The 25,233-nt window shown below is 64.5% G+C and carries 26 protein-coding genes; 9 read left to right on the top strand and 17 right to left on the bottom strand.

Annotation, left to right across the window (positions count from 1 at the left end; translation table 11 throughout):
• Nucleotides 1-132 precede the first annotated feature (132 nt).
• Entirely contained in the window at nucleotides 133-390 is a 258-nt protein-coding gene (locus tag NCS03_RS13630) for a hypothetical protein (protein WP_250529264.1), read from the bottom strand.
• A gap of 42 nt (nucleotides 391-432) precedes the next feature.
• On the opposite strand from NCS03_RS13630, the gene flgK reads away from it, so the two are divergent.
• From flgK to NCS03_RS13615, 3 genes are all read left to right on the top strand, one after another.
• Nucleotides 433-2,376 (top strand): flagellar hook-associated protein FlgK, encoded by a 1,944-nt coding sequence (gene flgK / locus NCS03_RS13625; RefSeq protein WP_008352554.1) that lies wholly within the window; start codon nucleotides 433-435, stop codon nucleotides 2,374-2,376.
• 11 nt (nucleotides 2,377-2,387) lie between these two features.
• Nucleotides 2,388-3,623 carry a flagellar hook-associated protein FlgL gene (gene flgL, locus NCS03_RS13620; protein WP_034473278.1) on the top strand — a complete coding sequence of 412 codons (1,236 nt, stop codon included), beginning with the start codon at nucleotides 2,388-2,390 and terminating at the stop codon, nucleotides 3,621-3,623.
• A gap of 543 nt (nucleotides 3,624-4,166) precedes the next feature.
• Nucleotides 4,167-5,132, top strand: a complete 966-nt coding sequence (locus tag NCS03_RS13615) for an LAPAL motif-containing putative phage structural protein (protein WP_235366282.1) — start codon at nucleotides 4,167-4,169, stop codon at nucleotides 5,130-5,132.
• Nucleotides 5,133-5,135: 3 nt separating this feature from the next.
• On the opposite strand, the gene fliR is transcribed toward NCS03_RS13615, so the two are convergent.
• From fliR to NCS03_RS13570, 9 genes are all read right to left on the bottom strand, one after another.
• The gene (fliR, locus tag NCS03_RS13610; protein WP_008352560.1) at nucleotides 5,136-5,927 is read right to left on the bottom strand and encodes a flagellar biosynthetic protein FliR; all 792 of its coding nucleotides are present in this window, start codon (nucleotides 5,925-5,927) and stop codon (nucleotides 5,136-5,138) included.
• A 10-nt stretch (nucleotides 5,928-5,937) separates the two neighbouring features.
• Complete coding sequence (gene fliQ, locus NCS03_RS13605; protein WP_008352562.1) at nucleotides 5,938-6,207, bottom strand: flagellar biosynthesis protein FliQ; 270 nt, start codon at nucleotides 6,205-6,207, stop codon at nucleotides 5,938-5,940.
• 17 nt (nucleotides 6,208-6,224) lie between these two features.
• The gene (fliP, locus tag NCS03_RS13600; RefSeq protein WP_033536657.1) at nucleotides 6,225-6,995 is read right to left on the bottom strand and encodes a flagellar type III secretion system pore protein FliP; all 771 of its coding nucleotides are present in this window, start codon (nucleotides 6,993-6,995) and stop codon (nucleotides 6,225-6,227) included.
• 245 nt (nucleotides 6,996-7,240) lie between these two features.
• Nucleotides 7,241-7,750, bottom strand: a complete 510-nt coding sequence (fliO, locus tag NCS03_RS13595) for a flagellar biosynthetic protein FliO (RefSeq protein ID WP_250529263.1) — start codon at nucleotides 7,748-7,750, stop codon at nucleotides 7,241-7,243.
• A complete protein-coding gene (fliN, locus tag NCS03_RS13590; protein ID WP_008352569.1) occupies nucleotides 7,747-8,178 on the bottom strand; it encodes a flagellar motor switch protein FliN in 432 nt (143 codons plus the stop codon). Before fliN ends, fliO begins: the two co-directional genes overlap by 4 nt.
• Complete coding sequence (gene fliM, locus NCS03_RS13585) at nucleotides 8,171-9,169, bottom strand: flagellar motor switch protein FliM (protein ID WP_008352571.1); 999 nt, start codon at nucleotides 9,167-9,169, stop codon at nucleotides 8,171-8,173. The genes fliN and fliM overlap by 8 nt, the downstream gene beginning before the upstream one ends.
• A 24-nt stretch (nucleotides 9,170-9,193) precedes the next feature.
• The gene (fliL, locus tag NCS03_RS13580; RefSeq protein WP_034473275.1) at nucleotides 9,194-9,682 is read right to left on the bottom strand and encodes a flagellar basal body-associated protein FliL; all 489 of its coding nucleotides are present in this window, start codon (nucleotides 9,680-9,682) and stop codon (nucleotides 9,194-9,196) included.
• A gap of 439 nt (nucleotides 9,683-10,121) precedes the next feature.
• A complete protein-coding gene (locus NCS03_RS13575) occupies nucleotides 10,122-11,795 on the bottom strand; it encodes a long-chain-fatty-acid--CoA ligase (protein ID WP_250529262.1) in 1,674 nt (557 codons plus the stop codon).
• A 51-nt stretch (nucleotides 11,796-11,846) separates the two neighbouring features.
• Nucleotides 11,847-12,224: a hypothetical protein gene (locus NCS03_RS13570; protein WP_250529261.1), complete on the bottom strand. Its 378-nt coding sequence runs from the start codon at nucleotides 12,222-12,224 to the stop codon at nucleotides 11,847-11,849.
• 459 nt (nucleotides 12,225-12,683) lie between these two features.
• On the opposite strand from NCS03_RS13570, the gene NCS03_RS13565 reads away from it, so the two are divergent.
• A complete protein-coding gene (locus NCS03_RS13565; RefSeq protein WP_250529260.1) occupies nucleotides 12,684-13,187 on the top strand; it encodes a hypothetical protein in 504 nt (167 codons plus the stop codon).
• 6 nt (nucleotides 13,188-13,193) lie between these two features.
• Here the strand turns inward: NCS03_RS13565 and NCS03_RS13560 are convergent, their stop codons facing one another.
• The 6 genes from NCS03_RS13560 to fliF all read right to left on the bottom strand — a co-directional run bounded on the left by NCS03_RS13560 (nucleotide 13,194) and on the right by fliF (nucleotide 20,072).
• A complete protein-coding gene (locus tag NCS03_RS13560) occupies nucleotides 13,194-14,555 on the bottom strand; it encodes a flagellar hook-length control protein FliK (protein WP_175979640.1) in 1,362 nt (453 codons plus the stop codon).
• A gap of 30 nt (nucleotides 14,556-14,585) precedes the next feature.
• Nucleotides 14,586-15,041, bottom strand: coding sequence for a flagellar export protein FliJ (gene fliJ, locus NCS03_RS13555; RefSeq protein ID WP_008352578.1), 456 nt, complete (start codon nucleotides 15,039-15,041; stop codon nucleotides 14,586-14,588).
• A 65-nt stretch (nucleotides 15,042-15,106) separates the two neighbouring features.
• Complete coding sequence (fliI, locus tag NCS03_RS13550; protein WP_008352580.1) at nucleotides 15,107-16,630, bottom strand: flagellar protein export ATPase FliI; 1,524 nt, start codon at nucleotides 16,628-16,630, stop codon at nucleotides 15,107-15,109.
• On the bottom strand, nucleotides 16,624-17,298 hold the full coding sequence (fliH, locus tag NCS03_RS13545) for a flagellar assembly protein FliH (RefSeq protein ID WP_008352582.1): 675 nt from the start codon (nucleotides 17,296-17,298) through the stop codon (nucleotides 16,624-16,626). Before fliH ends, fliI begins: the two co-directional genes overlap by 7 nt.
• Nucleotides 17,291-18,286: a flagellar motor switch protein FliG gene (gene fliG, locus NCS03_RS13540; RefSeq protein WP_008352584.1), complete on the bottom strand. Its 996-nt coding sequence runs from the start codon at nucleotides 18,284-18,286 to the stop codon at nucleotides 17,291-17,293. The genes fliH and fliG overlap by 8 nt, the downstream gene beginning before the upstream one ends.
• Nucleotides 18,276-20,072 carry a flagellar basal-body MS-ring/collar protein FliF gene (gene fliF, locus NCS03_RS13535; RefSeq protein ID WP_008352586.1) on the bottom strand — a complete coding sequence of 599 codons (1,797 nt, stop codon included), beginning with the start codon at nucleotides 20,070-20,072 and terminating at the stop codon, nucleotides 18,276-18,278. Before fliF ends, fliG begins: the two co-directional genes overlap by 11 nt.
• A gap of 271 nt (nucleotides 20,073-20,343) precedes the next feature.
• Between fliF and fliE the strand changes: the two genes are divergently transcribed.
• From fliE to NCS03_RS13510, 5 genes are all read left to right on the top strand, one after another.
• Nucleotides 20,344-20,718, top strand: a complete 375-nt coding sequence (fliE, locus tag NCS03_RS13530) for a flagellar hook-basal body complex protein FliE (RefSeq protein ID WP_008352588.1) — start codon at nucleotides 20,344-20,346, stop codon at nucleotides 20,716-20,718.
• A gap of 242 nt (nucleotides 20,719-20,960) precedes the next feature.
• Nucleotides 20,961-21,380, top strand: a complete 420-nt coding sequence (gene fliS, locus NCS03_RS13525) for a flagellar export chaperone FliS (protein ID WP_033536660.1) — start codon at nucleotides 20,961-20,963, stop codon at nucleotides 21,378-21,380.
• Nucleotides 21,381-21,409: 29 nt separating this feature from the next.
• Nucleotides 21,410-21,739, top strand: coding sequence for a flagellar protein FliT (locus NCS03_RS13520; RefSeq protein WP_033536661.1), 330 nt, complete (start codon nucleotides 21,410-21,412; stop codon nucleotides 21,737-21,739).
• A gap of 53 nt (nucleotides 21,740-21,792) precedes the next feature.
• Nucleotides 21,793-23,109 carry a flagellar hook-length control protein FliK gene (fliK, locus tag NCS03_RS13515; RefSeq protein WP_008352594.1) on the top strand — a complete coding sequence of 439 codons (1,317 nt, stop codon included), beginning with the start codon at nucleotides 21,793-21,795 and terminating at the stop codon, nucleotides 23,107-23,109.
• Complete coding sequence (locus NCS03_RS13510) at nucleotides 23,106-23,420, top strand: EscU/YscU/HrcU family type III secretion system export apparatus switch protein (RefSeq protein ID WP_239295503.1); 315 nt, start codon at nucleotides 23,106-23,108, stop codon at nucleotides 23,418-23,420. The genes fliK and NCS03_RS13510 overlap by 4 nt, the downstream gene beginning before the upstream one ends.
• Before the next feature lie 7 nt (nucleotides 23,421-23,427).
• Here the strand turns inward: NCS03_RS13510 and NCS03_RS13505 are convergent, their stop codons facing one another.
• Nucleotides 23,428-25,134, bottom strand: a complete 1,707-nt coding sequence (locus NCS03_RS13505; protein WP_250529259.1) for an isovaleryl-CoA dehydrogenase — start codon at nucleotides 25,132-25,134, stop codon at nucleotides 23,428-23,430.
• Nucleotides 25,135-25,233: the final 99 nt, after the last annotated feature.

Genomic DNA, 25,233 nt, shown 5'->3' with positions numbered 1-25,233 from the left:
TTTAGGCGAGTGCCGCCTGGGACGAGAGAACTACCCAAATTGCGTGTGACCGCGGGCCTGAAAAGCTGCTTTCTTTGCTTACTTTCTTTGCAGCAGCAAAGAAAGTGAGTGCCGCCCCGCACAGGGGCAACGCTAATAGACCGACACGAACACGGGATCCGGCGAAACCGGAAGCGAAAGCAAAAGCAAAAGCAAAAGCGAAAAACCAAGGCCAACGAAACAAAATCGAAGAATTAGCCCCAAAAAGGCATGCTCTTCGCGCAATAGCCATTGCGCCACCTCTCCGATAATGGCCCCATCGCAAAAACCGCCCGGGCTTCGGTAAAAGCCAAAACCCAACGCGCAAACGCTCAACTTCCCCGGCAATCGGCCGATATACAAATCAGCCATGCGGCAGCGCTCGATCCAACGCCGCTTCACCAGGATTCACGCATGTCCAATAACATCTTCAGCATTGGTCTTTCCGGTTTGAACGCGGCCCAATGGGGCCTCACGACGACGGGACAGAACATCAGCAACGCCGCGACGCCGGGCTATACGCTCGAGAAAGTCCAGTATCAGGAGTCGCCCGGTCAGTTCACCGGCTCGGGCTATCTGGGCAGCGGCGTTCAGGCCGTCACCGTCACGCGCCAGTACAGCCAGTACCTGACGACGCAAGTCAACAACACGCAAGCGTCCAGCAGCGCCGCCAGCACGTATTACTCGCTGATCTCGCAGCTGAACAACCTCGTCGGCGATCCGACTTCCGGCATCTCGAAAGGCATCTCGAATTACTTCTCCGGCCTGCAGTCGGTGGCGAATTCGGCGAACAGTTCCTCCGCGCGCCAGTCGCTGATGAGCAGCGCGCAAACGCTCGCCGATCAGATCAACACGGCAGGCCAGCAATACGACCAACTGCGTCAGAGCGTCAACACGCAACTGACGAGCGCGGTCTCGCAGATCAACAGCTACTCGCAACAGATCGCCGATCTCAACAAGCAGATCAACATCGCCAGCGCGGGCGGCCAGCAGCCGAACCAGTTGCTCGATCAGCGCGATCAGCTCGTCACGAACCTGTCGTCGATGATCGGCGTGCAGGTCGTGCAGTCCGACGGCAACTACAACGTGTTCATCGGCAACGGGCAGCCGCTCGTCGTCGGAGGTACGCAGTACGGGCTGCAAGCCGTGCCGTCGCCGTCCGATCCGAGCGAGCTCACGATCGCCTACCAGAGCAGCAACGGCGCGACGCAGACGGCCGCGAACATGCAGTACCTCGACAACTCGGCGCTGACAGGCGGCACGGTCGGCGGTCTCATCGACTTCCGCACGCAGACGCTCGATCCGGCGCAGGCGCAACTCGGCGCGATCGCGACGAGCTTCGCCAATCAGTTGAACGATCAGAACGCGCTCGGTCTCGACCTCAACGGCCAGGCCGGCGGCAAGCTGTTTTCGACGAGCGATCCGACCGTCATCTCGAACGCGCGCAACAAGGGCACCGGCGTGCCGACGGCGACGATCGCCGATGGCGCACAGCCGCCGACGAACGACTTCACGGTCACGTACGACGGCAGCAAGTACACGGTGACGGACCCGGCAAGCGGCAATACACTCGGCACGATCGATCCGGCGACGGAGACGAACAAGACGATCAACGGCCTGAACATCGACGTGTCGACGCTCAGCGGCGTGCAGAAGGGCGACTCGTTCACGATCCAGCCGACGCGCGGCGCGCTCGACAACTTCAAGCTCACGACGAGCAACGGCGCGGCGATCGCGGCGGCGTCGCCCGCGGTGACGTCGGCGGCGACCACGAACACCGGCACGGCATCGATTTCGTCGGCGACGGTGACGAGCAACACGATGACGTCGGGCATCAACCTGACGTACAGCGCGTCGGCGAACGGCTTTACATCGGATGTCGATGTCACCGTCGGCACGACGACGTACACCGCGGGCACGACGATTCCGTACGACGCGAACAACGGTCTCACGGTCTCGGCGATGGGCGTTTCGGCGACCATCAGCGGCACGCCGAAGGACGGCGACGCGTTCGCGATCGCGCAGAACAAGGGCGGCACGAGCGACGGCAGCAATGCGCTCGCGATGTCGAACCTGGTGTCGGCGAAGTCGCTCAACGGCGGCACGGACACGCTGACGAGTTCGTACTCGAGCTATATCAACAACATCGGCAACCAGACGAATCAGCTCAAGGCGACGAGCACGGCGCAGACCTCGCTCCTCAACCAGGCGACGTCGGCGCAGCAATCGGTGCAGGGCGTGAACCTGAACGAAGAGGCGGCCAACCTGATTCAGTACCAGCAGCTCTATCAAGCGAACAGCAAGGTGATTCAGACCGCCGCGACGCTGTTCCAGTCGCTGCTCGGCATGTTCAACTGAGGCTAAACGCGATGCGTATTTCCAGTTCCCAGTACTTCAACCTGAACGTCGCTTCGATGAGCGACCAGCAAAGTACGCTTTCGTCGATGTATCAGCAGATCTCGTCGGGCAAGCGCCTTCTCACCGCGTCGGACGATCCGCTCGGCGCGGCGCAGGCGGTGCAGCTCACGATGAAAAGCGGCGCGCTCACGCAGTACGGCACGAATCAGACGACGGCGTTGTCCGCGCTGCAGCAGGAAGACGCGACGCTGAGCAGCGTGAGCAGCGCGCTGACGAGCGTGCAGACGCAGATCGTGCATGCGGGCGACGGTTCGCTCACCGATTCGGACCGCACGGCCATCGCGAACACGATTCAGGGTTTGCGCGATCAGCTCTTCAGCCTCGCGAACACCACGGACAGCAACGGCAACTATATTTTCTCGGGACTCAAGGGCGGCACGCAGCCGTACACGAACGACCCGTCGGGCGTCGGCGCGCAGTATTCGGGCGATTACGGCCAGCGCACGGTGCAGATCAGCGAAGGACGGACGATCCCGGTGGGCGACACGGGCGCGTCGATCTTCGGCAGCGTATTGCCGACGGAAAGCGATCCGGTGTCGAGCGCGGCCAGCACGAACACGGGCACCGGGACGATCAGCGGCGTGAGCGTCAACGATACGAGCAACGCGGCCAATGCGAGCACGTACACGATCAAGTTCTCGGTCTCGGCGACGGATGGCTCGACGACCTACTCGGTCACGTCGAACCCGGCGGATTCATCGTTGCCGACGAACGTGGCCTACACGGGCAGCACGGACATCGCGCTTGGCGGCCAGAAGGTGACGATCGACGGCACGCCCGCCGATGGCGACACGTTCTCCGTGGAGCCGGCGGCGTCGGGCAACAACGACATCTTCGCGACGCTCGACAGCCTCGTGAACGCGCTCAAGCAGCCGACGGGATCGCCGGGCGCGCAGGCGGCGCTGACCAACACGCTGACGACGATCGGCACGAAGGTGAGCAACACGTTCAACAACGTGCTGGCGGCGCAGACTGTGGTGGGCGGACGCGAGCAGCAAGTGCAGTCGACGCAGAGCGCAATGCAGACGAGTCAGACGCAGACGGCGAGTGACATCGCGAATCTGACGAGCATCGACCTCGTTTCGTCGATCAGTCAGTACGAGTTGACGCAGAGTTCGCTGCAGGCCGCGCAGATGGCGTTTTCGCAGATTCAGAAGATGTCGTTGTTTGATTACATTCAGGGTTGAAGGCGGCTTTTCTTTGCTTTCTGCGTTCTCCCTTCTGCTTTCGCCGGATCCCGTATTCGCGTCGGTCTATTAACGTTGCCCCTGTGCGGGGCGGCACCTACTTTCTTTGCTGCTGCAAAGAAAGTAGGCAAAGAAAGCAGCTTTTCAAGCCCGCGGTCACACGCAATTTGGGTAGTCCTCTCGTCCTCGGTGGCACTCGCCTAAAGAGTGCCCTCATAGAACCAATCGGGCTTGGCTCGCGCACGATCTGCCGCCCGAATACGTTGAGCGCGCTGGTTCAGCACGAAACAGCTTCGGCGCAGCGCTACGCGCTGCCGTTGGGTATGCAAAGGAAGCCAACTCAGATCGAGGTGCGGTAGAAGAGCACGCGAAATGGGACGTTTCGTGTATCTCTATCGTGCGCGCTCAGACATGATGTTGCCGCTCGGCATCGTGAAATGACTCATCCTTGACGAGTCCCGTTGTCGCGTAGTTTCCGCCCCTCGGGCGGCCCTATTGCATGTATGGCGGTGCCCGCCACGGCCCGCTATTCGAGGAGGCTGCGTGGTAACATCCGGTCGACCTGCCAGCCCGCGCGGCAGCGAATCCCAGTATTCCGAACATCACAACGACATGAGCAACCACGAGCGGTTCAACGTCGTATATGACGGCCCTGCACTCGCGGAACATCGAATGGATGTGCGGGACCTTGCGCCCGCGCTCGTGGCCATCGCCGATTTGTTCACGGCAGCGAACAAGGAACTGAACGGCGATTCAGCCGATGTCCGGGTCGAAGTCAAAGGCAGTTTCAAAGCCGGTTCGTTCGAACTCGATCTCATCTTCGTGCAACAACTGCTGGCCCAGATCCGGGATATGTTCGCCGGGTCCAATGCCACGGCAATTTCCAATGCTTATACGATCCTCACCATCCTCGGCCTCATCGGCGGCGGTGGCGGCGTCGTCGGGCTGGCACGCAAGCTGCGCGGACGCCGGCCGCACCGAATCGAACAGGTCGGTGAAGTCTCGCATGTGTGGATCACAGAAACGGAGTCCGTCGAGGTCGAGGCCAATGTCGTGCGCCTCTGGCGAAATACCACCGTGCGCTCGAGTCTTAGCAAGACCCTGTCGCCTCTCGAGCGCGAAGGCATATCGAACTTCGGTATCGTGCGCGGCGAGAAAGTGGAACTCATCATCGAAGACGATGAGCTTGCGTCATTTGCATCATCCGACAATGACAGCGGCGAAGTGGTCTCGGACTTCGTTGCGAGAAAAGTCCTGCTGGTGGAATCCGTCGTATTCAAGGACGGAAACAAATGGCGCGTTCACGACGGCCAATATCCTTTTTTCGCCGCATTGGACGACGAAGTATTTCTGAGCAAAGTGAATAGCGGCGAACGCTTTGGAAAAGGCGACGTCCTCGTCGTCGATCTACGCCAAATTCAATCGATCGAAGCTGGCGCGTTGAAAAACGAGTATCGAATCATCAAAGTGCATGAGCATCGGGCGCCCTTGCAACAGGCGCTTCTTTAGCGACTAAAGCGCCCCCGCAACCCGCCCAATCTGCGCAATCCCCACATCGAAAACCCGCTGAAAAAACGGCATCAGATTCGGAACCATGAGCTGCAACAAAAGCAGCCCGACGAGCATCGTCACCGGAAACCCGACCTGAAATATCCCGATCTGCGGCGCAGCGCGATTCAAAACGCCGAGCGCCAGATTGGCGATAAGCAGCGCCGCCACGATCGGCAACGCCAGCAGCAAGCCCGTCGAAAACACGCTCGCGCCATACCCGACCAACACGCGCCATCCCTGCGCATGCGAAGCCGACGCCACCACATTCGCCTCGATCGGCACGCTCTGAAAAGTCGCCACGAGCGCACTCATCAACTGCAGATGGCCATCGAAGACGAGAAACGCGAGCATCGCCAGCGTGTTCAGATAGCGCGACACGACCACCGCATTGCCACCCGCGCGCGGATCATAAAGCGTCGCGAAACCGAGGCCCATCTGCTGCCCGATGAACTCGCCGGCTGCATCGACGGTCGCGAACGCGATCTGCATCACCATGCCGATCGCCGCGCCGATCAGAAACTGATTCACGATGATCCACACGCCCGCCGCCGAAAACACCGTCGCCTGCGGCATCGCGGGCAGCGTCGGCGCGACGATCAGCGAGATGAAGGCCGCAAGCGCGATCTTCACGCGCATCGGAATCGCCATGTGGCTCAGCACGGGCGCGGTGGCGATCAGCGCGAGAATTCGCACGAACGGCCACAGAAACGCCGTGAGCCAGCCGTTCAGCTGCGCATAGGTGACGGAGAACATCGAACGAAACTCAGCCCGTGATCGCAGGCGTGATCGTGAAAACGTGGCGCATGTAGTCGAGCAGCGTCGAGAGCATCCACGGACCGGCGATCACGAGCGTCACCGCCACCGCGATCAGCTTCGGAATGAACGAGAGCGTCGATTCGTTGATCTGGGTGGCCGCCTGGAACAGGCTCACCACGAGACCGACGACGAGCGCGACCAGCAACAAGGGCGCGGCGAGCAACAAGGCGACGTACATCGCCTGATGCGCCATCGTCATGACGGATTCTGGCGTCATTTCAAAGTCTCACGAAATCAGGAAACGAAGCTCTGCGCGAGCGAGCCGATCAGCAACTGCCAGCCATCGACGAGCACGAACAGCATCAGCTTGAACGGCAGCGCGATCGTCGAAGGCGAAACCATCATCATGCCCATCGACATCAGCACGCTCGCCACCACCATGTCGATGATGAGAAACGGAATGAAGATCGTGAAGCCGATCTGGAAACCCGTCTTCAATTCGCTCGTGACGAACGACGGCACGAGCAGCGAAAGCGGCACGTCTTCCGGTCCGTTCATCGGCGCGGCGTGCGAGATGCGCGCAAACAGCGCGAGATCCGATTCGCGCGTCTGCTTCAGCATGAACTGCTTGAAGGGCGCGACGCCGCGCGTCATCGCCTGATCCATCGCGATCTGGCCTTCGGAGAAGGGCTTGTATGCGTCGGTGTAAGCCTTGTCGAGAACCGGCGACATCACGAAGAACGACAGAAACAGCGCGAGGCCGACGAGCACCTGGTTCGGCGGCGTGCTCGTGGTGCCGAGCGCCTGCCGCAACAGCGACAGCACGATGATGATGCGCGTGAAGCTCGTCATCATCAGGACCATCGCGGGCAGGAACGAGAGCATCGTCAGCAGCAGCATCGTCTGCACGCTGAGCGAGTACGTCGTGCCGCCGTTCGGGCCGGGACTCGTGTTGAAGGCGGGCAGCCCCGCCGTGCTTTGCGCGAACGCCAGATACGGCGCGAGGCCGATTGCGACGGGCAGCGCGAGCTTCACGCCGCGCACGATGTTACGACTCACCTGCATTACTTGCTCCCGCCGACGATGCTTGCGAGGGCATCGAGAATGCGCTGACCTTGATGAACGACGAACGTGATGACCATGGAATCCTGCCTCTTTCGATAGCGTGAATTCTCGGCTATCGCGGCATGGGACGATGGGGCGAAAAGAGGGGGAAACCCGCGCCAACTCGTTCTATTGCGAACGTGCGCCGTAAACGCACATCGGGCGCGGTCCTCGCGAACCGCGCCCGATGCATCGGCAAGACTGACTTATTTGCCGGGAGAAACGAACTTCTGGAGCCGCTTGTTCGCTTCGCCGGCGAGGGCGTCGCGAAAGCGCTGCCCGAAGTTGCACGCCGGCGGCGACGATTGCGCGGGAACGCCGACGCCTTCCACTTCCGCCGAGCCTGCGGGCATCGTGTGCAACAGACGCACGTTGCCGGGACCGGCGCCGAGCACGAGCCACGTATCGCCGACTTCGACGACCGCGACGCGTTCCTTGTTGCCGAGCGATGCGCCGCCCACGACCTTCACGAGACCGCTGCGCTTGCCGCCCTGATAGCCGAACTTGCGCGCGAGCCATGCGCAGCCGAACACGAAGCCAATCACGATCACGAGTCCGAGCAGCGTCTGCAACACCGCGCCGAAACCGAGCGATGGCACCGCGGTGCCCGCGCCGACGCCCGAGGCGATCTGCGCGGCGTGGTTCACCGCGTTCATGTCGGCGGCATGGGCGAAAAGAGGCGCGGCGAAGAGCAGCGCAACGGCCAGGCGTTTCATCGATTCAACTTCCGGATGCGTTCGGACGGCGTGATGATGTCGGTCAGGCGAATGCCGAACTTGTCGTTGACGACGACCACTTCGCCCTGCGCGATGAGGCAGCCGTTCACGAGCACGTCCATCGGTTCGCCGGCGAGGCCGTCCAGTTCCACGACCGAGCCTTGCGCGAGTTGCAGCAGGTTGCGGATCGCGATCTTCGTGCGCCCGAGTTCCACCGTCATCTGCACGGGGATGTCGAGAATCATGTCGATGTCGTTGCGCGTCGACGGCGCCGCCGCCTTCGACAGCGGCTGGAACACGCCCGCGCTCGCGGCCACCGGCGCTTCGTTGCCGTTCTGCTCGGCGAGCGCGCTCGCCCAGTCGTCCAGCATCAGCTCTTCACCTTTTTCCGGCGCGCCGGGCGCGTCGTTCTGCATCAGGTCACTCATATCCACCTTCCTTCATCGTATCGCTCGCGCTGATCATCTTTTGCACGCGCAGCGCGTATTGACCATTAAACATTCCGTAGCCGCATTCCATCACCGGCACGCCGTCCACCTTCGCGACGACCTGCTCCGGAATGTCGATCGGCAGCACATCGCCTACGCGCATGTTCAGAATCTGCTCGAACGACGAGCGGATCTCGGCGAGATCCACCGTCAGTTCCACTTCCGCCGACTGCACTTGCTGCGACAGCACGCGCACCCAGCGGCGGTCCACTTCGAGCGCTTCGCCCTGAATCGGCGAGGAAAGCACGTCGCGGATCGGCTCGATCATCGAGTACGGCATGCAGATGTGCAGCGTGCCGCCCGTCGAGCCGAACTCGATCGTGAACTGCGTCACGATGACGATTTCGTTCGGCGTCGCCACGTTGGCGAACTGCGTGTGCATCTCCGAGCGCATGTATTCGAACTGCAGCGGCTTCACGCTGCGCCACGACGTCGCGTAATGCTCGAACACGAGATTCAGCAGTTTCGCGATGATGCGCTGCTCGGTTTGCGTGAACTCGCGGCCTTCGACGCGCGTATGAAAACGCCCGTCGCCGCCGAAAAGGTTATCGACCACGAAGAACACGAGATTCGGGTCGAACACGAACAGCGACGTGCCGCGCAAGGGCTTCACATGGACCAGGTTCAGATTGGTCGGGATCGGCAGATTGCGCGTGAATTCGCTGTATTTCTGCACCTTCACCGGACCGACGGAAATTTCCGCCGAGCGCCGCATGAAGTTGAAGATGCCCACGCGCATGAGACGCGCGAAGCGGTCGTTGATGATTTCGAGGCCGGGCATCCGGCCGCGGACGATGCGTTCCTGCGTCGCAATGTTGTACGGACGTACGCCGGCGGGCTTTTTCTCGTCAGCTTCCTGATCGATCTCGCCGGTGACGCCCTTGAGGAGGGCATCGACCTCCTCCTGCGACATGAACTCTTCGTGGCCCATGACTCTTTACTCGCTGATGCGGCGTTACTGAACGACGAATTCGGTGAACAGCACTTCCTCGACGCGCACCGGTTTCTCCGCCGTGCTCGCCGCGGTTTCGACCGACGCGCGCAGTTCGTTGGCAAGCTGCTTCTTGCCGTCGACGGTCGCGAGATCGTCCGGGCGCTTGCCGGAAAGCAGAAGCAGCACATGGCTGCGGACTTCCGGCATGTGCTCGGTGACGAGCAACTGGACCTTTTCGTCCTTCAGCTTGAGCGTGAGGCCGGCGCGGAGATAGTGCATGGCGCCGTCGTCCGACTGGAGATTCACCGTCAGCGATTCGAGCGGGAAGAACACGGGCGGCGGCTCCGGCGCCGGCTTGGCCGGACCATGATTCTTCCCGACGAAGAAGTACGCGCCACCGGCGCCCGCGCCGAGCAGCACGATCGCGCCGACGGCGATGATCAGGATCTTTTTGAGCTTCCCGCCTTTCGCGGGAACGATGGGTTGCTGGTTTGCGGTCGTGGTAGCCATGAAAATGCGTGCCTCTTTCGATAGGGTGAATTGTTGGCTATCGCGGTGTAAAGCGATGGGTCGAACAGAGGGGGGTTTTCTGGCTATTCCGTTCGATTGCTCCGGGCCTGCGCGGACCCGCTCTTCGATACCTATCTCGGCTTTTCGGACGGAAAACTTGAGGCCGGCGCGGGCATTGCGCCCGCGCGGGGAAAGAAAAGGGAAGGGAGAGCCCGGCGCAGTGGCGCGCCGGGGAACCGCTCAGAAGCGGTAATTCAGCGCGGCGAAAGCCGATCGAAGCCTTCCACGGCGATTCGGCCGGCGCGCTCGCGCTTCCTGCGTGTGCGGCGTTAGCGGCGGCGCGTCGTCGGCGCGGGCATGGCGTGCGAGCGCCAGCATGGCCACCGCCGCAACCTCTTTCATCGAAACGAATTGCTTCACGTCTTTCTTCCTTCCGCGCTCACGCGGTTCCATCGCGCAGTTCCCTGCGCAAAACCTTTCCGATATTGCTCTTGGGCAGACTCTCGCGGAACTCGACTGCCTTGGGCCGCTTGTAGCCCGTCAGGCGCTCCTTGCAATGCGCGATCAGATCGGCCTCGGTGAGGGCCGGGTCGCGCCGCACGACGAAAATCTTCACGGACTCGCCGGAATGACGGTCGGGCACGCCGACCGCCGCCGCCTCGAACACGCCGGGATGCGCGGCGACCACGTCCTCGATCTCGTTCGGATAGACGTTGAAGCCCGAGACCAGGATCATGTCTTTCTTGCGATCGACGATCTTCAGGAAGCCGTGTTCATCCACCACGGCGATATCGCCCGACTTGAAGAAGCCGTCGGCCGTCATGACGTGCGCCGTCTCGTCCGGACGATTCCAGTAGCCCGCCATGACCTGTGGCCCGCGAATGCACAACTCGCCGGGTTCGCCGGGCGCGGCTTCGTTGCCTGCGTCATCGCGGATCGAAACTTCCGTCGACGGCAGCGGCAAGCCGATCGTGCCGCCACGCTGCGTCGAGTCCGCCGGGTTGCAAGTCACGCACGCGGTCGTCTCGGTCAGGCCGTAGCCTTCGATGATCGGCACGCCCGTCTTTTCGAGCCAGCGCTGCGCCACGGCCTGCTGCACCGGCGCACCGCCGCCGACAGCCGCGAAGAGCCGCGAGCAATCGAGCTGCGCGAAATCCGGGTGATCGAGCATCGCGTTGTAGAGCGTGTTCACCGCCGGGAACATCGTGATGCGATAGCGCCGCAGCGTCCGGATCATGCCGCCGATGTCGCGCGGATTCGGGATCAGCACGCCCAATGCGCCGGTCTGGATCGTCAGCAGTCCGCACGCCGTCAGCGCGAAGACGTGATAGAGCGGCAACGCGATGGCCGTCGTGAGTTGTCCGGACGTGGGCTGCTGCGCGCGGGCCGGTTCGAGCCACGCCTGCGTCTGCAGCATGTTGGCGATCAGACTGCGATGCGGCAGCACGGCGCCCTTCGCCACGCCCGTCGTGCCGCCCGTGTACTGCAGAAGGGCGATGTCGTCCGGCTGCTGCTCGACCGGCGTGAACGCCATGTGCCTGCCGCGGGCGAGCGCCGCGTTGAACGCCGTGTGGCCGGGCAGGTTCCATGCGGGCACCAGATTTTTGACATGCCGCGCGACGAAGTTCACGAGGCATCCTTTCGCGCCGAGCAAGTCGCCCAGCGTCGCGACGACTACGTGTCTGATGGTCGTCTCGTGCACGACCGCTTGCAGCGTCGCCGCGAAGTTGTCGAGCAGGATGATCGCTTCGGCGCCGCTGTCCTTCAGCTGATGTTCGAGCTCACGCGGCGTGTAGAGCGGATTCACGTTCACGACGACGTAGCCCGCGCGCAGGATCGCCGCGAGCGCGACCGGATATTGCAGCACGTTGGGCATCATAATCGCGACGCGCGCGCCTTTGCGCAGGCCGGTCGACTGCAGCCACGCGGCGAGGTCGCGCGAAAGCGCGTCGAGCTTCGCGTAACTGATGGACGCTCCCATGCACGCGAACGCCGGTTTCCCGGCGTAAAGGCGGAAGCTCTGCTCGAGCAGGTCGGTGACGGAGCGGTATCGGTCGGATTCGATCTCGGCAGGCACGCCGGATGGATACGATGCAAGCCAGGTTTTGTTCATGAAGTCATGTGGTTGTTGTTGTAAGAAATGCGCGCGCGGGCCACGTCGGCCTCAGAACTTCGCGCCGAACTGGAGATAGACGCTTGGAATGCCGCCCGGCGCGATCGCGTAGCCGTGATAGGCCGGGCCGAGCGCGGTCGTCGCGCCGACGAACACGCTGAGGCTCTTCTTCAGATCGCCCATGCGAAGTGCGCTGCGCTCGAACGTTGCGTTGCCGGCTTCGGCCATCGTGCCGAGATACACGTCGTTCACCGCCGTTCCGTTCGGCGACGCCACGCGAAACTGGTACGTCTGCTGGCTGTAGAACACGTAGTTCCCGGAGAACTGATTGACGCCATACGCCGCCAGATGTCGGAAGCCGCCGAGCGAGAACAGCAGGAAGTTGGATCCCCAGCTCTTTTCCGCCGGGTTCACGCGCGGGCGGTTCACGCCGTCCTCGTGGACGAATTCGTGCGAGACGCTCTTGAAGTAGCCGCTCGTTTCGAGGCGCGCGAGGCGTTCGTTGATTTCGTGCGCGTCGTAGGCATCGCCTTCGTTGAGATCCAGCGCCCGCCGGACATAGTCGCAAAACCAGCGCGATCCGCGGCCGGGACTTGGGCGCGGCGTCGATTACGGGCGATGACGAACCTTGGGCGAAGGCGTCGGAAAAAGGGACGTGCAGGCAGAAAGCCAGCAGCAGTGAAACGAATGCGCGCATGACAAAGCGTCGCGCATGTTGCTGCGCGGCGGCAAAGGAGACGAGTCGCGCAGATTCTAGGAGCGCCCTTCAGACCGCCATCAGAGGAATACTAAATGTTGCACTCATGCTGTGTTCTGTCTCAGGACGATGCCGAGACTTTGAGAAAAGTCCGCCAATTGGGAGAACGCTGATCGTCGTTTGAGTCGCGATTGACTGGCCTCGGCCGGTTTCCATCTGGCGAGCGCCGCGTCGATCTGGCCGCCTTCGGGCGTCGCGATGGCGGCTCTCATGCTGACGCGCCGTGCGGCTGGCCCGCGGTCATCGGCGGACTCGCCGGCGCGCAGACGCTCGTCGGCGTGCTGCATCGGAGGAGCGTGCTGCACGCGCTTTTCGCCGCGCTTCTGCTCATCGCCGCACCCGCGATCGCGCTCGGCATCGTCGTGCGTTTCACGCACGTCCCGCTGCGCGGCCTCTATCTCCTGCGCGCGCTGCTTTTTGCGGCGCTCGTCTCCAGCGTGCTCGCGTGCGGCATCGACATCACGTCGGCGTCGTCGCATGTGCTCGACTTCCCGATGAACGCGCCGCTGCGCGGCGTCGCGCATTTCGTCGGCATGTTCGTCATCACGCCGGTGGCCTTTCAACGGACGATGCCCCCGGCATTACATCGTCGTCGTCGAGCGCCTGCGCGCCGAATGTGCGGCGTGAGGCGCTGAGAAGGATCAGGCGAACGTATCGACGAGTCCGACCGTGCGTCGCACGGGCACGTTGATACTCGCCGCAACGGAATCGTCGGCGCTCACGCCGCCCAGCCCACCGATTCCGCCCGACGCACGGCCGCCGCCGCCCGATCCCGAGCGGCCGTCACCGCTTTGTTGCTGCGACTGGCGCGTGAAGCCATCGGCGACGGACGCGCTTCCGAGACTGATGCCGTTCGCTTCCATCGCTTCGCGCAGCTTCGGCATCGCGGCTTCGATCGCTTCGCGCACCTGCGCATGCTGCGACACGAACAGCGCGTGCGCGTGGTTATCGGAGACCTGCAGCGTCACCTGCAACGGCCCGAGATCTTTCGGATTCAGCGTCAATTCCGCGCTTTGCTGATCCGCCTTCGACAGAAACACGACCTTCTGACTGAACGCGTCGTCCCAGCCGGAGCCGCCAACGTGCGGTGCGATCGCGGCGCTGGTCGCCGATGCCATCGCGCCCTGCGGACTCGACACCGCCGAACCCGCCGATGCCGTCTGCATCGCGACCGCGTGCGCGGCCGCGTCGGCGGCTTGCTTGTAGGCGGCGGTCGCGGCGTCGGCGGATATCGCCGGCGCGGTTTGCGCGGATGCGAGCGCGGCTGCGTCGACAGCCTTGTCGCCGGCCTTCGCATTCGCCGTCAGCCCGGGCAGGCTCGCGCCCTTTCCGCCTTTCGCGAAGAGGCCGCCCTGATCGTCGCCTTTCCCGCCCTCGCGCGCCGTCCCGACCGAACCGTTCGCCGCGGCATTCGCGGGCTGCGTGTTGTTCATCGAGGCGAGCGCGGCGGCCAGCGCGTCCTGCGCCGACTTCGCATCGCTGCTCTTGTGCGTCGTGTCCGTCGCTTTGTCGTCGTCGGTCGATGCGGTCGTCGTGACGAGCGATGCAGCGTCGGCCGCATCGGCGAGCGCGGACTCGGTATCGTCCGAGTCGGCGTCGGCTTCGTTCGCGGCGTCCGCGCGGGCTTTCGCTTGCGCAGCGGCGGCCGCATCCGATGACGAGCCCGACGCCGGCTTCGACGCGTCGGCCGTATTCGTCTTGTCCGCAGGCTTCGATGCCTCTTTCGGCGCGTCCGTCTCGTCGGGCTTCGCGGCGGCCTGAGCATCGGATGCGTCGTCGCTCTTCGATGCGTCGTCGGAAGGCTTCGGCGCGTCGTGCACGCTCGATGTGTCGGCGGACGAATCCGCGAACGCCTGAGCCGCTTGTGCGTCGGCGTTGGCGCGGTCGGTGATGCCCTGGAGCGTCTTGCCGAACGACGCGCCGGCGCTCGCCGCGCGCTGCGCCGCGGAGTTGCCCGATGACGTGGCGCCGGAAAGCGCGCCGAGAAGAGAAACGGAGGACATGCTGAGCCTCTGGAAATATCGATGAATGGATTACGACGAAGCCCGCTCGGCGCGCATGCGCAGCACCTTGGCGGCGTGTTCGTCGGATTCGCGCTGCTCGACGCGCGCGGCCTTCTTCGCGAGGATCGCCTCGCCGCGTGCGGCCAGCACTTCGTAGCTGCCGAGCTTCTGTTTCTTGAGACGCCAGTCGGGTTTCGCCGCCTCGATGCGCTGATCGGCCATCAGGAGCAGCGTGCGCTGCTGCGCGATGGCGCTGTCGAGCGTATCGACGAAAGCCTGGAAATTGCGCAGCGTCTGCGCCGTCGTGCCTTGCTGCGCCGACGCCGTGAAACGCGCGTGATACTCGTCGCGATACGTCACGAGCGCGTTCAGTTGCGTTTCGATCTCGTTGCGTTCCTGCTGAAGCTTGCCGAGCTTCTTCGTGGCGTTATCGAGTTCCTCTTCGGCGAGTTCGATGAGGGTGTTGATCGGCAGATTCTTCGACATGGCGTGGCGGTCCCGTAAGGTCTTTGTGCTTTCTTGTGACGAATGCTTCGGATACTAGTCGAAAACTATTCGAACAGTTGATTCAACATCGCGATGCTCGGCTCGAACGGCGCCTCTTCGCGAAAGCCTTGCTGCAAAAACGACTCCATGCGCGGATACAGCGCGATGGCGCGGTCGAGCAACTGGTCGCGTCCGCTCGAATACGCGCCCACGTTGATGAGATCCTTGTTGCGCTGATAGCGCGACAGCATCTGCTTGAAGAGACGCACGCGTTCGAGATGCTTGTCGTCGATGATCGACGTCATCACGCGGCTGATCGACTGCTCGATGTCGATCGCCGGATAGTGCCCGGCTTCCGCGAGCGAGCGGTTCAGCACGATATGGCCGTCCAGAATCGCGCGCGCCGAGTCGGCGATCGGATCCTGCTGATCGTCGCCTTCGGTGAGCACGGTGTAGAACGCCGTGATCGAGCCGCCGCCTTCGGGACCATTGCCGGTGCGCTCGACGAGCGCCGGCAGCTTCGCGAACACCGACGGCGGATAGCCTTTGGTCGCGGGCGGCTCGCCGATGGCGAGCGCGATCTCGCGCTGGGCCATCGCGTAACGCGTGAGCGAATCCATCAGCATCAGGACGTGCTTGCCCTGATCGCGGAAATATTCGGCGAGCGAGGTCGTGTACGCGGCGGCCTGCATCCGCAGCACCGGCGACACGTCGGCAGGCGCGGCCACGACGACCGAGCGCGCGAGTCCGTCCTCGCCCAGAATCTGCTCGATGAATTCCTTCACTTCGCGGCCACGTTCGCCGATCAGCCCGATCACGATGACTTCCGCGCTCGTGTAGCGCGCCATCGTGCCGAGCAGAACCGACTTGCCGACGCCCGAACCCGCGAACAGGCCCATGCGCTGGCCGCGTCCGACCGTCAGCAGCGAGTTGATCGCGCGCACGCCGACGTCGAGCACCTTGTGGATCGGCTCGCGATTCAGCGGATTGATGACCGGACCCGCCAGCGGCGCATCGACCTTGGCGCCGAGCGGGCCGAGCCCGTCGAGCGGACGGCCGGACGCGTCGACCACGCGGCCGAGCATTTCCCAGCCGACCGGCAGACGCTTCGCGCCCGCCATCGGATCGTTGATCGGCGCGCTTTCCAGCGGATACACGCGCGCGCCCGGCAACAGGCCGGCGACTTCGGTCGTCGGCATGAGAAAGAGCTTGTCGCCCGCGAAACCGACGACTTCGGCTTCGGCGGTCGGAATCGCGCTGCCCGGCGGGAGCTCGATGATGCATTCGGAGCCGACGCCCATCTTCAGGCCGACCGCTTCGAGCACGAGACCGGCGGCGCGCGTGAGACGTCCGCACGGACGCAGCGGCTTCGCGATCGCATTGCGCGAGCGCAGCGCGTCGAGCTTGTCGCGCCACGTGTCGATGTGCGGATTGCCCGCGATACCGGCCAGTTCGGCGATGGTGCGCGCGGCGAGTTCGTCGGGCGATTCGTCTTCCGCGCGCTCTTCGGCGAGCGGGCCGAACGACGCCCGCGCGAGTTCCTGTTCGAGTTCGCTCAGACCGTCCTGCGTGATCCGTTGATTTACCACGGCTTGCTTCTCCCCAACGCGGCCACGACGCGCTCCCAGCGCGACACGTTGGTCGCATCGATTTCACCGGTTGCGGCGTGCGCCTTGCAGCCGCCGCGCTCGACTTCCGGATCGGGCCGCACGGTCCAGCCGGCGGCTTCGAGTTCGTCCTTCAGATACGCATCGACGATAGCCATGTCGGCCGGATTGACGATGAGCGTCGGCGCGCCGCACAGCTCCGGCTCGGACGCGATGACTTCGCGCGCCACGGCGACGAGCGCCGTCGGATCGAGTGCGAGATGCTGGCGCACGACCTGCTGCGCGATATCGACCGCGAGTTCCGCGAGCGATTCCGCGATGGCCGCATCGGCGGCTTGCAGGGCGGTCTTGAACGCATCGGCGATCTCGGCGAGACGCGCGGCCTGCGCGAGCGCTTCCTTGCGGCCGTCCTCGAAACCCTTCGCCTGACCTTGCTCGTAACCCGCCTGATACCCAAGCGCCTGCCCCGCGACGTGCCCTTTCGCGAGACCTTGCTGATACGCGTCGTCCTCGACGCGGCGCAGGTGCGCTTCGAGCGCGGCCTGTTCCGCCGCGCTGTTGTCGACCTTGATCTCGACGGGATCGAACGACGCCATTTCCCAGCGCTGATACGCCGAGACCGGAGCCTTTTGCGCGCGGGTGTTAGACATATGCGTCCTCGGCCTTGCCGCCTAACTGGATCTGACCGTTTTCCGCGAGATTGCGGACGATCTGCAGAATCTTGCGCTGCTGCTGCTCGACTTCCGACACGCGCACCGGACCGCGCGAATCGAGGTCTTCGGCGAGCAGTTCGGCCGCGCGCTGCGACATGTTCGACAGGAACTTCTGGCGCAGCGCCGGCTGCGCGCCCTTGAGCGACACGATCAGCGTTTCCGATTCCACTTCCTTCAGCAGAAGCTGGATCGCGCGGTCTTCCAGATCGAGCAGGTTCTCGAACACGAACATCTGGTCGATGATCTTCTGCGCGAGCTCGGCGTCGTATTCGCGCACGTTCGCGATGACGCCTTCTTCGTGATTGCTCGACATGAAGTTGAGAATCTCGGCCGCCGTGCGGATGCCGCCCATCGGCGCGCGCTTCAGGTTGTCGCTGCCGGAGAGCAGCGTCGTCAGCACGTCGTCGAGTTCGCGCAGCGCGGCGGGCTGGATGCCGTCGAGCGTCGCGATGCGCAGGAGCACGTCGTTGCGCAGGCGGTCGGACAACAGCGACACGATTTCCGACGCCTGATCGCGGTCCAGGTGAACGAGGATCGTCGCGATGATCTGCGGATGCTCGTTCTTGATGAGTTCCGCGACCGCGCCCGAGTCCATCCACTTCAGGCCTTCGATGCCGCTCGTATCGCTGCCCTGCAGGATACGGTCGATCAGCGCGCCGGCCTTGGTTTCGCCGAGCGCCTTCGTCAGCACGGAGCGGATGTACTCGCTCGAATCCAGCGAAAGCGCCGTGTGCTGCTCGGCTTCGCTCACGAATTCGGTCAGCACGTTGTCGAGCTGCTCGCGCGTCACGTTTTTCAGGGCCGCCATCGTCGCGCCGATCTTCTGCACCTCGCGCGGGGCGAGATACTTGAAAACTTCGGCGGCTTCTTCCTCGCCGATCGACATCAGGAGGAGAGCGGCTTTATTCAGGCCTTCAGCGTTCATCGGACACCCAGTTCTTTACGACCGTCGCAACGATTCTCGGATCCTGACGCGCGACCATGCGCGCGTAGTCGAGATTGCGGTCGAATTTGGCTTTCTTGCTTTCATGACCGAGGAGACTCACCTCGGCATCCTTGTCTTCGTCTTCCAGCTTCGCCGTGCCGCCGCCGTCGAGCGACGGGCCGTCGAGCAGCGAGAGTTCGTCCGGTACGGCGAGCGTCGGCGCGGCTTCGGGCGGCGGCGGGAAGGCGCGCTTCATCGCCGGCTTCACCATGCTGAAGTACAGGAACAGACCGACGATGCCGATGCCCAGATACTTCGCCGCCTGAATGCCCATGCCGATCGATTCCGGCGTCTTCCACCACGGCACGTCGGGCGTCGCGTTCAGATCGGCGGAGAACGCGCTGTTCACGACGTTCACCGAGTCGCCGCGCTTGTCGTCGAAGCCCATCGCGTCCTTCACGAGCTGCTGGACCTGCGCGAGCTTGTCGGCGGCAAGCGGCGTCATCGTGACGTTGCCCTTCGCATCGACCTTCTTCTCGTAGTTCACGACCACCGCCACCGACAGACGCTTGATGCCGCCCGTCGCCTGCTCGTAGTGACGCACGGTGCGATCGACTTCGTAGTTCGTCGTCGTGTCCTTGCGCTGATTCTGCGGACCCGTTTTCGCCGATGCGCCCGCCGCGCCCGATGCCGCTGCGTCGACCGGCGCGGATGCCGGCTGCGGCGGCTGGTTCGACAGCGCGCCCGGCACGCCGCCGATGCTGCTGCCGCCGGATTCGCTCGACTCGCTCGACTGCTGGCTGCGGATCGCCGTGTTCTGCGGGTTCCCGTTCGGGCCGTAGCTTTCGGCCGTTTGCTCGAGCTTCGAGAAGTCGATGTCGGCGCTGACCTGCGAACGCGCGTTGCCGGCGCCGAAGAGCGGCGCGAGGATCGCGTCGATGCGCTTTTGCGTGTTGTGCTCGATCTGCTGCACATACTTCAGTTGCGATGCGTCGAGGCCGTTCGCGGCGTTCTGGCTCGTCAGCAGGTTGCCGTCCTGATCGACGATGTTCACGTTCTTGACCGGCATGTCCGCGACGCCGGACGCCACCATGTGCGTGATCGCCACCACCTGGCCTTCGTCGAGCACGCGGCCGGGGTACAGATTGACCATCACTGAGGCGGTCGGCAGTTCCTTGTCGCGCACGAAGACGGAAGGCTTCGGAATCGCCAGATGCACGCGCGCCGACTTCACCGACGAAATCGAGCCGATCGTGCGCTCCAGCTCGCCTTCCAGCGCGCGCTGATAGTTGACCTGCTCGGCGAACTGGCTGATGCCGAACTTCTGGTTGTCCATCAGCTCGAAGCCGACCGAGCCGGCCTTCGGCAAGCCCTGGCTCGCGAGACGCAGACGCGTTTCGTGCACCTGCTCGGCCGGCACGAGAATGGCGCCGCCGCCGTCGGAGAGCTTGTACGGAATGTTGCCCTGCTGGAGCGCGGCAACGATTGCGCCGCCGTCCCGGTCTGACAGATTGGAAAAGAGCACGCGATAGTCCGGCTGGCGCGACCACATGACGAGGCCCGCGACCACCATCACCAGAATCGCGACGGCCACGATGAGCGGCACGCGCGGATTCGAGCGGAACTGGTTGAGCATCGGCATGCGCTGCGCGAAGCCGCCGAAGTCGGCTCCCGCGCCGCCCGCGAGGCTCGCGCCGGCGGTGGCCGTTCCGGCTGCGCCCGGCTGTGCGCCCGCCAGGCCCATTCTGGCGTCGGGCGTGATGAGTGAGTTGTTGGGCGTTTCCATTTAGCGTCGAAGCTCCGAATCCTGAGGTTCCCCTCCGCCGCTTCCCGCTTCCATGTAAGCGGCGGTGGAGGACTTTTCACGATGGGGATTATCCGCAGAAGATTGCAAGTCGATTCGGCGAATAGAGCGGGGTTTTCCCCGTTCTTCCCGCGCTTTGAAAAACCGCCGGCTGCTAATCTTTTTCGTACTCGGCGAACCTCCGCAAATGCGGGCCGGGCATCGGGTCTCCGCCACGAGCGGCACCCGTTATTTCCTGTCATCCGGAGTCAACATGAACTTTCCGATCAATCCGCTTTCCTCGGCTATGTCGGCCATTCAGTCGATGGCGTCGCAAGCCGCCGGCGGCACCGGCGCCGCAAACGCCGCGTCCGTCGCGTCGGGCGCCGTCATGGGGCAGAGCGGGACATCGGGCGCGGCGAGCGCCGGCAGCTTCGCCGACGCGCTGAAATCGTCCATCGACAAGATCAGCGACAACCAGAACAAGGCACTCGGCGAGGCGCACGCATTCGAAATCGGCGCGCCGAACGTGTCGCTCAACGACGTGATGGTCGACATGCAGAAGGCGAACGTCGGCCTGCAGTTCGGCCTGCAGGTGCGCAACAAGCTCGTGTCGGCCTACAACGACATCATGCAGATCTCCGTCTGACGGTCTTCACACGATCCGTCCCTCGATCCTCGCGATTGCTCTAGAGCCTTGAGTCCTAAAGCTTTGCCGCGTTTTTCCGATAACCCCGGTAACGGCACGGCGAACGATGGTTCGCCCGCTTGAGGCGGGCGGCACGCTCGTCTCTCACCGGTTTTACCGGACCCACACGGATCAGGACGAGCGGCACGGCGTCCGCTTGGAGCCCGCGCACGCTGCGGCATCGCATAAGGAGAACCCGAGAGATGTATTCCCCAGGACACGCAGGAGCCAGCGCCTACGCACGCGTGGGCGTTCAGACAGGGGTGATCGGAGCGAGCCCGCACAGGCTGATCGTGATGCTGTATCAAGGCGCGCGTCAGGCGATCGCGCAGGCGCGCATGCATCTGCAGCAGAACAACGTCGGCGCGCGCGGCGCGGCGATCGGCAAGGCCATCAGCATCATCGAGAGCGGATTGCAGCAGGCGCTCAACAAGGATGCGGGCGGCGAGATCGCGCAACGGCTGGACGCGCTGTACACGTATATGACGCGCCGGCTGCTCGAGGCGAACATCAAGCAGAACGAGTCGATGCTCGTCGAAGTCGACGGCCTGCTCGCGACGCTGGAAGAAGCCTGGGTCGGAATTGGACAGGAAGTGGCGCAAATGACCGCCGTGCCCGCATGACGGGTATGAGCGTCGACTGCCTCGAAAGAATGAAGACGACACAAGAATATTTCGCCCACTACGAGGCCATTGCGGCGGTTTCCGGTCAGATGCTGGTGGCCGCGCGCGGTGGCGAATGGAGCGAGCTGAAGGCGTTGCAGGGCACCTATCGCGAGCTGGTCGACCGCCTGAAGGAAGTCGATACCGGTTCGGATCTCGACGAAACCGCCCGCGCACGCAAGCTGGACCTCGTGAAGAAGATTCTCGCCGACGACGCCGCGATCCGCGATCTGACCTCGCCGAGTCTCGCGCGCCTGTCCGCGCTCTTCACGGTCAACAGCCCGGCCCGCGTACTGAAGAAAATGATCGGACTGCGCTAGCCGCGGTTCCGCGCCAGCCGGACGATCCGGCCGGCGCTTACGAGGATGGGGGCATGACTGGACTCGATTCTGCGATCGCATCGTTGCTCGCCAGCCGCACCGAGCTCCTGATGTCCGCGATTCGCGCGCCGGGCGGCGTGAGCGGCAGCGGCGTGACGGGCACGAGCGTCGGGCAGACGACGCAGCCGGACATGCCGCAGACCGTCGGCGCGCCCGCCGTGGCGGCGGGACCGGCGGCGTCGGCGCAAACCGAGCTTTCCAGCGTCGCGCGCACGCTCGACGTGATTTCGCGCTTCGGCGGCGCGACGCCCGCGCTGACTGGCGACGCCCCGCTCTGGCCGACGCCGCCGCGCCCCGCGAGCGCCTTCGCCGCGCTCACGACCGGCCTCTTCGATACCGCTTTCTCCTCCAATGCCGCCGCCGTGGCGGCCGCGCGCGCCGCGACGCAGAATCTGCCGCCGCTGCCCGCCGCCGCGCTGGCGACGGCGCTCGCAAGGACCGTCGGCGAAAGCGGGCTTTTCTACGAATCGCATCTGGTGCAATGGCTCGCGGGCCAGCGCAGCGCGGCGTCGCTCGGCAACGAACCGCAGGCGCGCGTCGATGCCCGTTCGATGTCCCTGCCGTTCGAGCTCGCCAACGCCGTCACGCCGGCCGACACCGGCCTCGACGATGCCCGCGCGCCGCAGCTCGCGCCCGATCTGCCGGATTTCCACGGCCGCCCGATCGCGACGCCGCAGACGCCGCAGCAGGCGGCCGCGCTCGCGGCGTCGGTGCGGGATGCGTCGCCGTCCGAGCTCTCGAATTCGCAGAACGGAACCGCGAACGGCGCCAACGCGCAGACGGCGCAACCGAGTCGGCACGAATCGGCGCTGCAGGCGTCGCTCGCGGCGGGCATCCATCCGGCGACGCTCAATGTCGTGCGTCAGCAACTCGACGTGCTCGCGAACGAGCAATTCCGCTGGCAGGGCGAGGCGTGGCCCGGCACGCGCTTCGAGTGGGAAGTCGCCCGCGAACCGCGCGATCAGCGCGCTTCCGACGACGCCGCCGACGAACGCGCCTGGCGCACGCGCATCACGCTGTCGCTGCCCGCGCTCGGCACCGTCGACGCCGAACTGGTGCTGTCGGGCGACAAGCTCGTCACGCGCATCAAGGCGGGCGACGCGGGCGCGCGCCGTCTCGCCGCCGACGGCGCCGCGTTCGCGCGTCAGCTCGAAGCGGCGGGCATCGCGCTCGCGTCGCTGTCCGTGCGTTCGATGGACGGCACGACCGATCTCGCGCTTTCCGGCGACAAGACCGCCGCGAAAAAGCCGGTGCGCTCGCCGCTCGAACATCTGTTCCACCCGCCGCACGGCGATGGGAGTGAAACATGAGCGGCCCGGATCATCCGCCGTACACGCGCAGGCAGGCGACGGCGCTCGCCTACGACGCGGGCAATCGCGAGGCGACGCCGCGCGTCGTCGCGAAGGGCTACGGCATCGTCGCGGACATGATCGTGCAGCGCGCGAAGGAAGCGGGGCTGTACGTGCACGAATCGCCGGAAATGGTGTCGCTGCTGATGCAGGTCGATCTCGACGCGCACATTCCGCCCGCCTTGTATCAGGCGGTCGCGGAATTGCTGTCGTGGGTGTATCGGCTGGAGAACGAGGAGCCGTTGAGGGAAGCGGGGCGGGCGATCCGCTGACGCTTTCTCAGGCGGCGAACGCCCGCGTGACGATCGCCGCGTGATCGAAGCGTCCGGGCAGCGTGCCGTACACGCGCCCGTTTTCGCCGCGCGCGTCGCCAAGACGCGATTCGATGAACGCATCGGCGACATCCTGCGGCGCGTGCCGCGCGAGCAGCACGCCCTGCGCGCACAACGTCAATTGCTGCGCGATGCGCCGGGCCGACGCTTCCCGGATCGACGGATCGTCCGTCAGCATCGCAATCAGCGACGACAGCGCGCCCGCCAGCGCCGGATGCGCGCCCGCCGTCGTCTTCCAGTCGTCGATGAGCGCGTGCGCGGCGTCCTGCTCGCGCTCGAACGCGCGCAGGACGTCGAGGCACATCACGTTGCCCGAGCCTTCCCAGATCGAATTGACCGGCGCCTCGCGATAGAAACGCGCCATCGGCCCGGTTTCGACATAGCCGTTGCCGCCCCAGACTTCCATCGCTTCGCCGGTGAATTCGAGCGCGCGCTTGCAGACCCAGAATTTCGCGGCGGGCGTGACGATGCGCCGCCACGCGCGTTCGGCGAGCGCTCCGCCTGGCGCGGCGCTCTGCTCGAACGCGCCCGCGAGCCGCATGAACAGCACCGTCGCGGCTTCGGATTCGAGCGCGAGATCGGCGAGCACGTTGCGCATCAGCGGCTGATCGACGAGATGCGCGCCGAACGCGCTGCGCTGCCGCGCGTGATGAATCGCCTGGACGAGCGCCGCGCGCATCAGCGCCGCACTGCCGATCACGCAATCGAGCCGCGTGAAATTCGCCATCTCGATGATGGTCGGCACGCCGCGTCCCTCGTCGCCGATCATCACGCCGTAAGCATCGAGAAACTCCACTTCGCTGCTCGCGTTCGAGCGGTTGCCGAGCTTGTCCTTCAGGCGCTGGATCTGGACCGCGTTCTTGCGGCCGTCCGGCGCGAAACGCGGCACGTAGAAGCACGACAGGCCGCCTTCGTCGGCGGTGCGCGCGAGCACGAGATGCGCGTCGCATTGCGGCGCGGAGAAGAACCACTTGTGACCGACCAGCCGATAAGCGCCTCCGCGTCCCGTCGCGCCGTTTCTGTCGATGGCGTGCGCGCGCGTGCGGTTGCTGCGCACGTCGGAGCCGCCCTGTTTCTCGGTCATGCCCATGCCGATCATCATCGAATGCTTGCCGGCTTCGAGCGGAATGTCGCGCGGATCGTGTTCGCGCGAAAGCAGCGCATGCGAAACGCGCGCGAACAGGTCGGGTTCGTTGCGCAGAACGGGGATGCTCGCGAAGGTCATCGTGATCGGGCACAGCGAGCCCGATTCGAGCTGGCCGTGCAGATAGTAGCCGGCGCAGCGCGCGGCCATCGATCCGGCGCGCGCGGACGGCTCGAACGGCATCGCGTGCAATCCCTCATGGCGCAGCCGCCGCAGCAGTTCATGCCACGCCGGATGAAACTCGATGGCGTCGATGCGCTCGCCGCGCGGACTGTGCGTCGCGAGTTCGGGCTCGTGGCGGTTGGCGAGCTCGGCCAGCGCGACGACGTCCGGCTGCGTCAGCGCCATCCCGTCGCGCGAAAGCGTCTGCACATGCCAATGCGCGCCTTCGCGTCCGACGGCGGCGACGAGCGCCGGATCGAAGGCGAACGCGTCATAGCCGACGAGCGGCGACGCCTGATTCGTGACCTCGTGGGTTTGCCCGAACGGGCGATCGGCGGGATCGGACATCGTCGCTCTCCTTCTGCGGTGATTCGTCGCTGTCGGACGCGCGCAACAGCGCTTTCGGCGGATCGGCCGTCCGGGCGTCATCTCGAATTCAGGAATCAT

The sequence above is a fragment of the Caballeronia sp. ATUFL_F1_KS4A genome (assembly GCF_023630905.1).
Classification (GTDB): domain Bacteria; phylum Pseudomonadota; class Gammaproteobacteria; order Burkholderiales; family Burkholderiaceae; genus Caballeronia; species Caballeronia zhejiangensis.
Note: the sequence above shows the minus strand (reverse complement) of the source record. Positions and strands in the feature narration are given on the sequence as shown.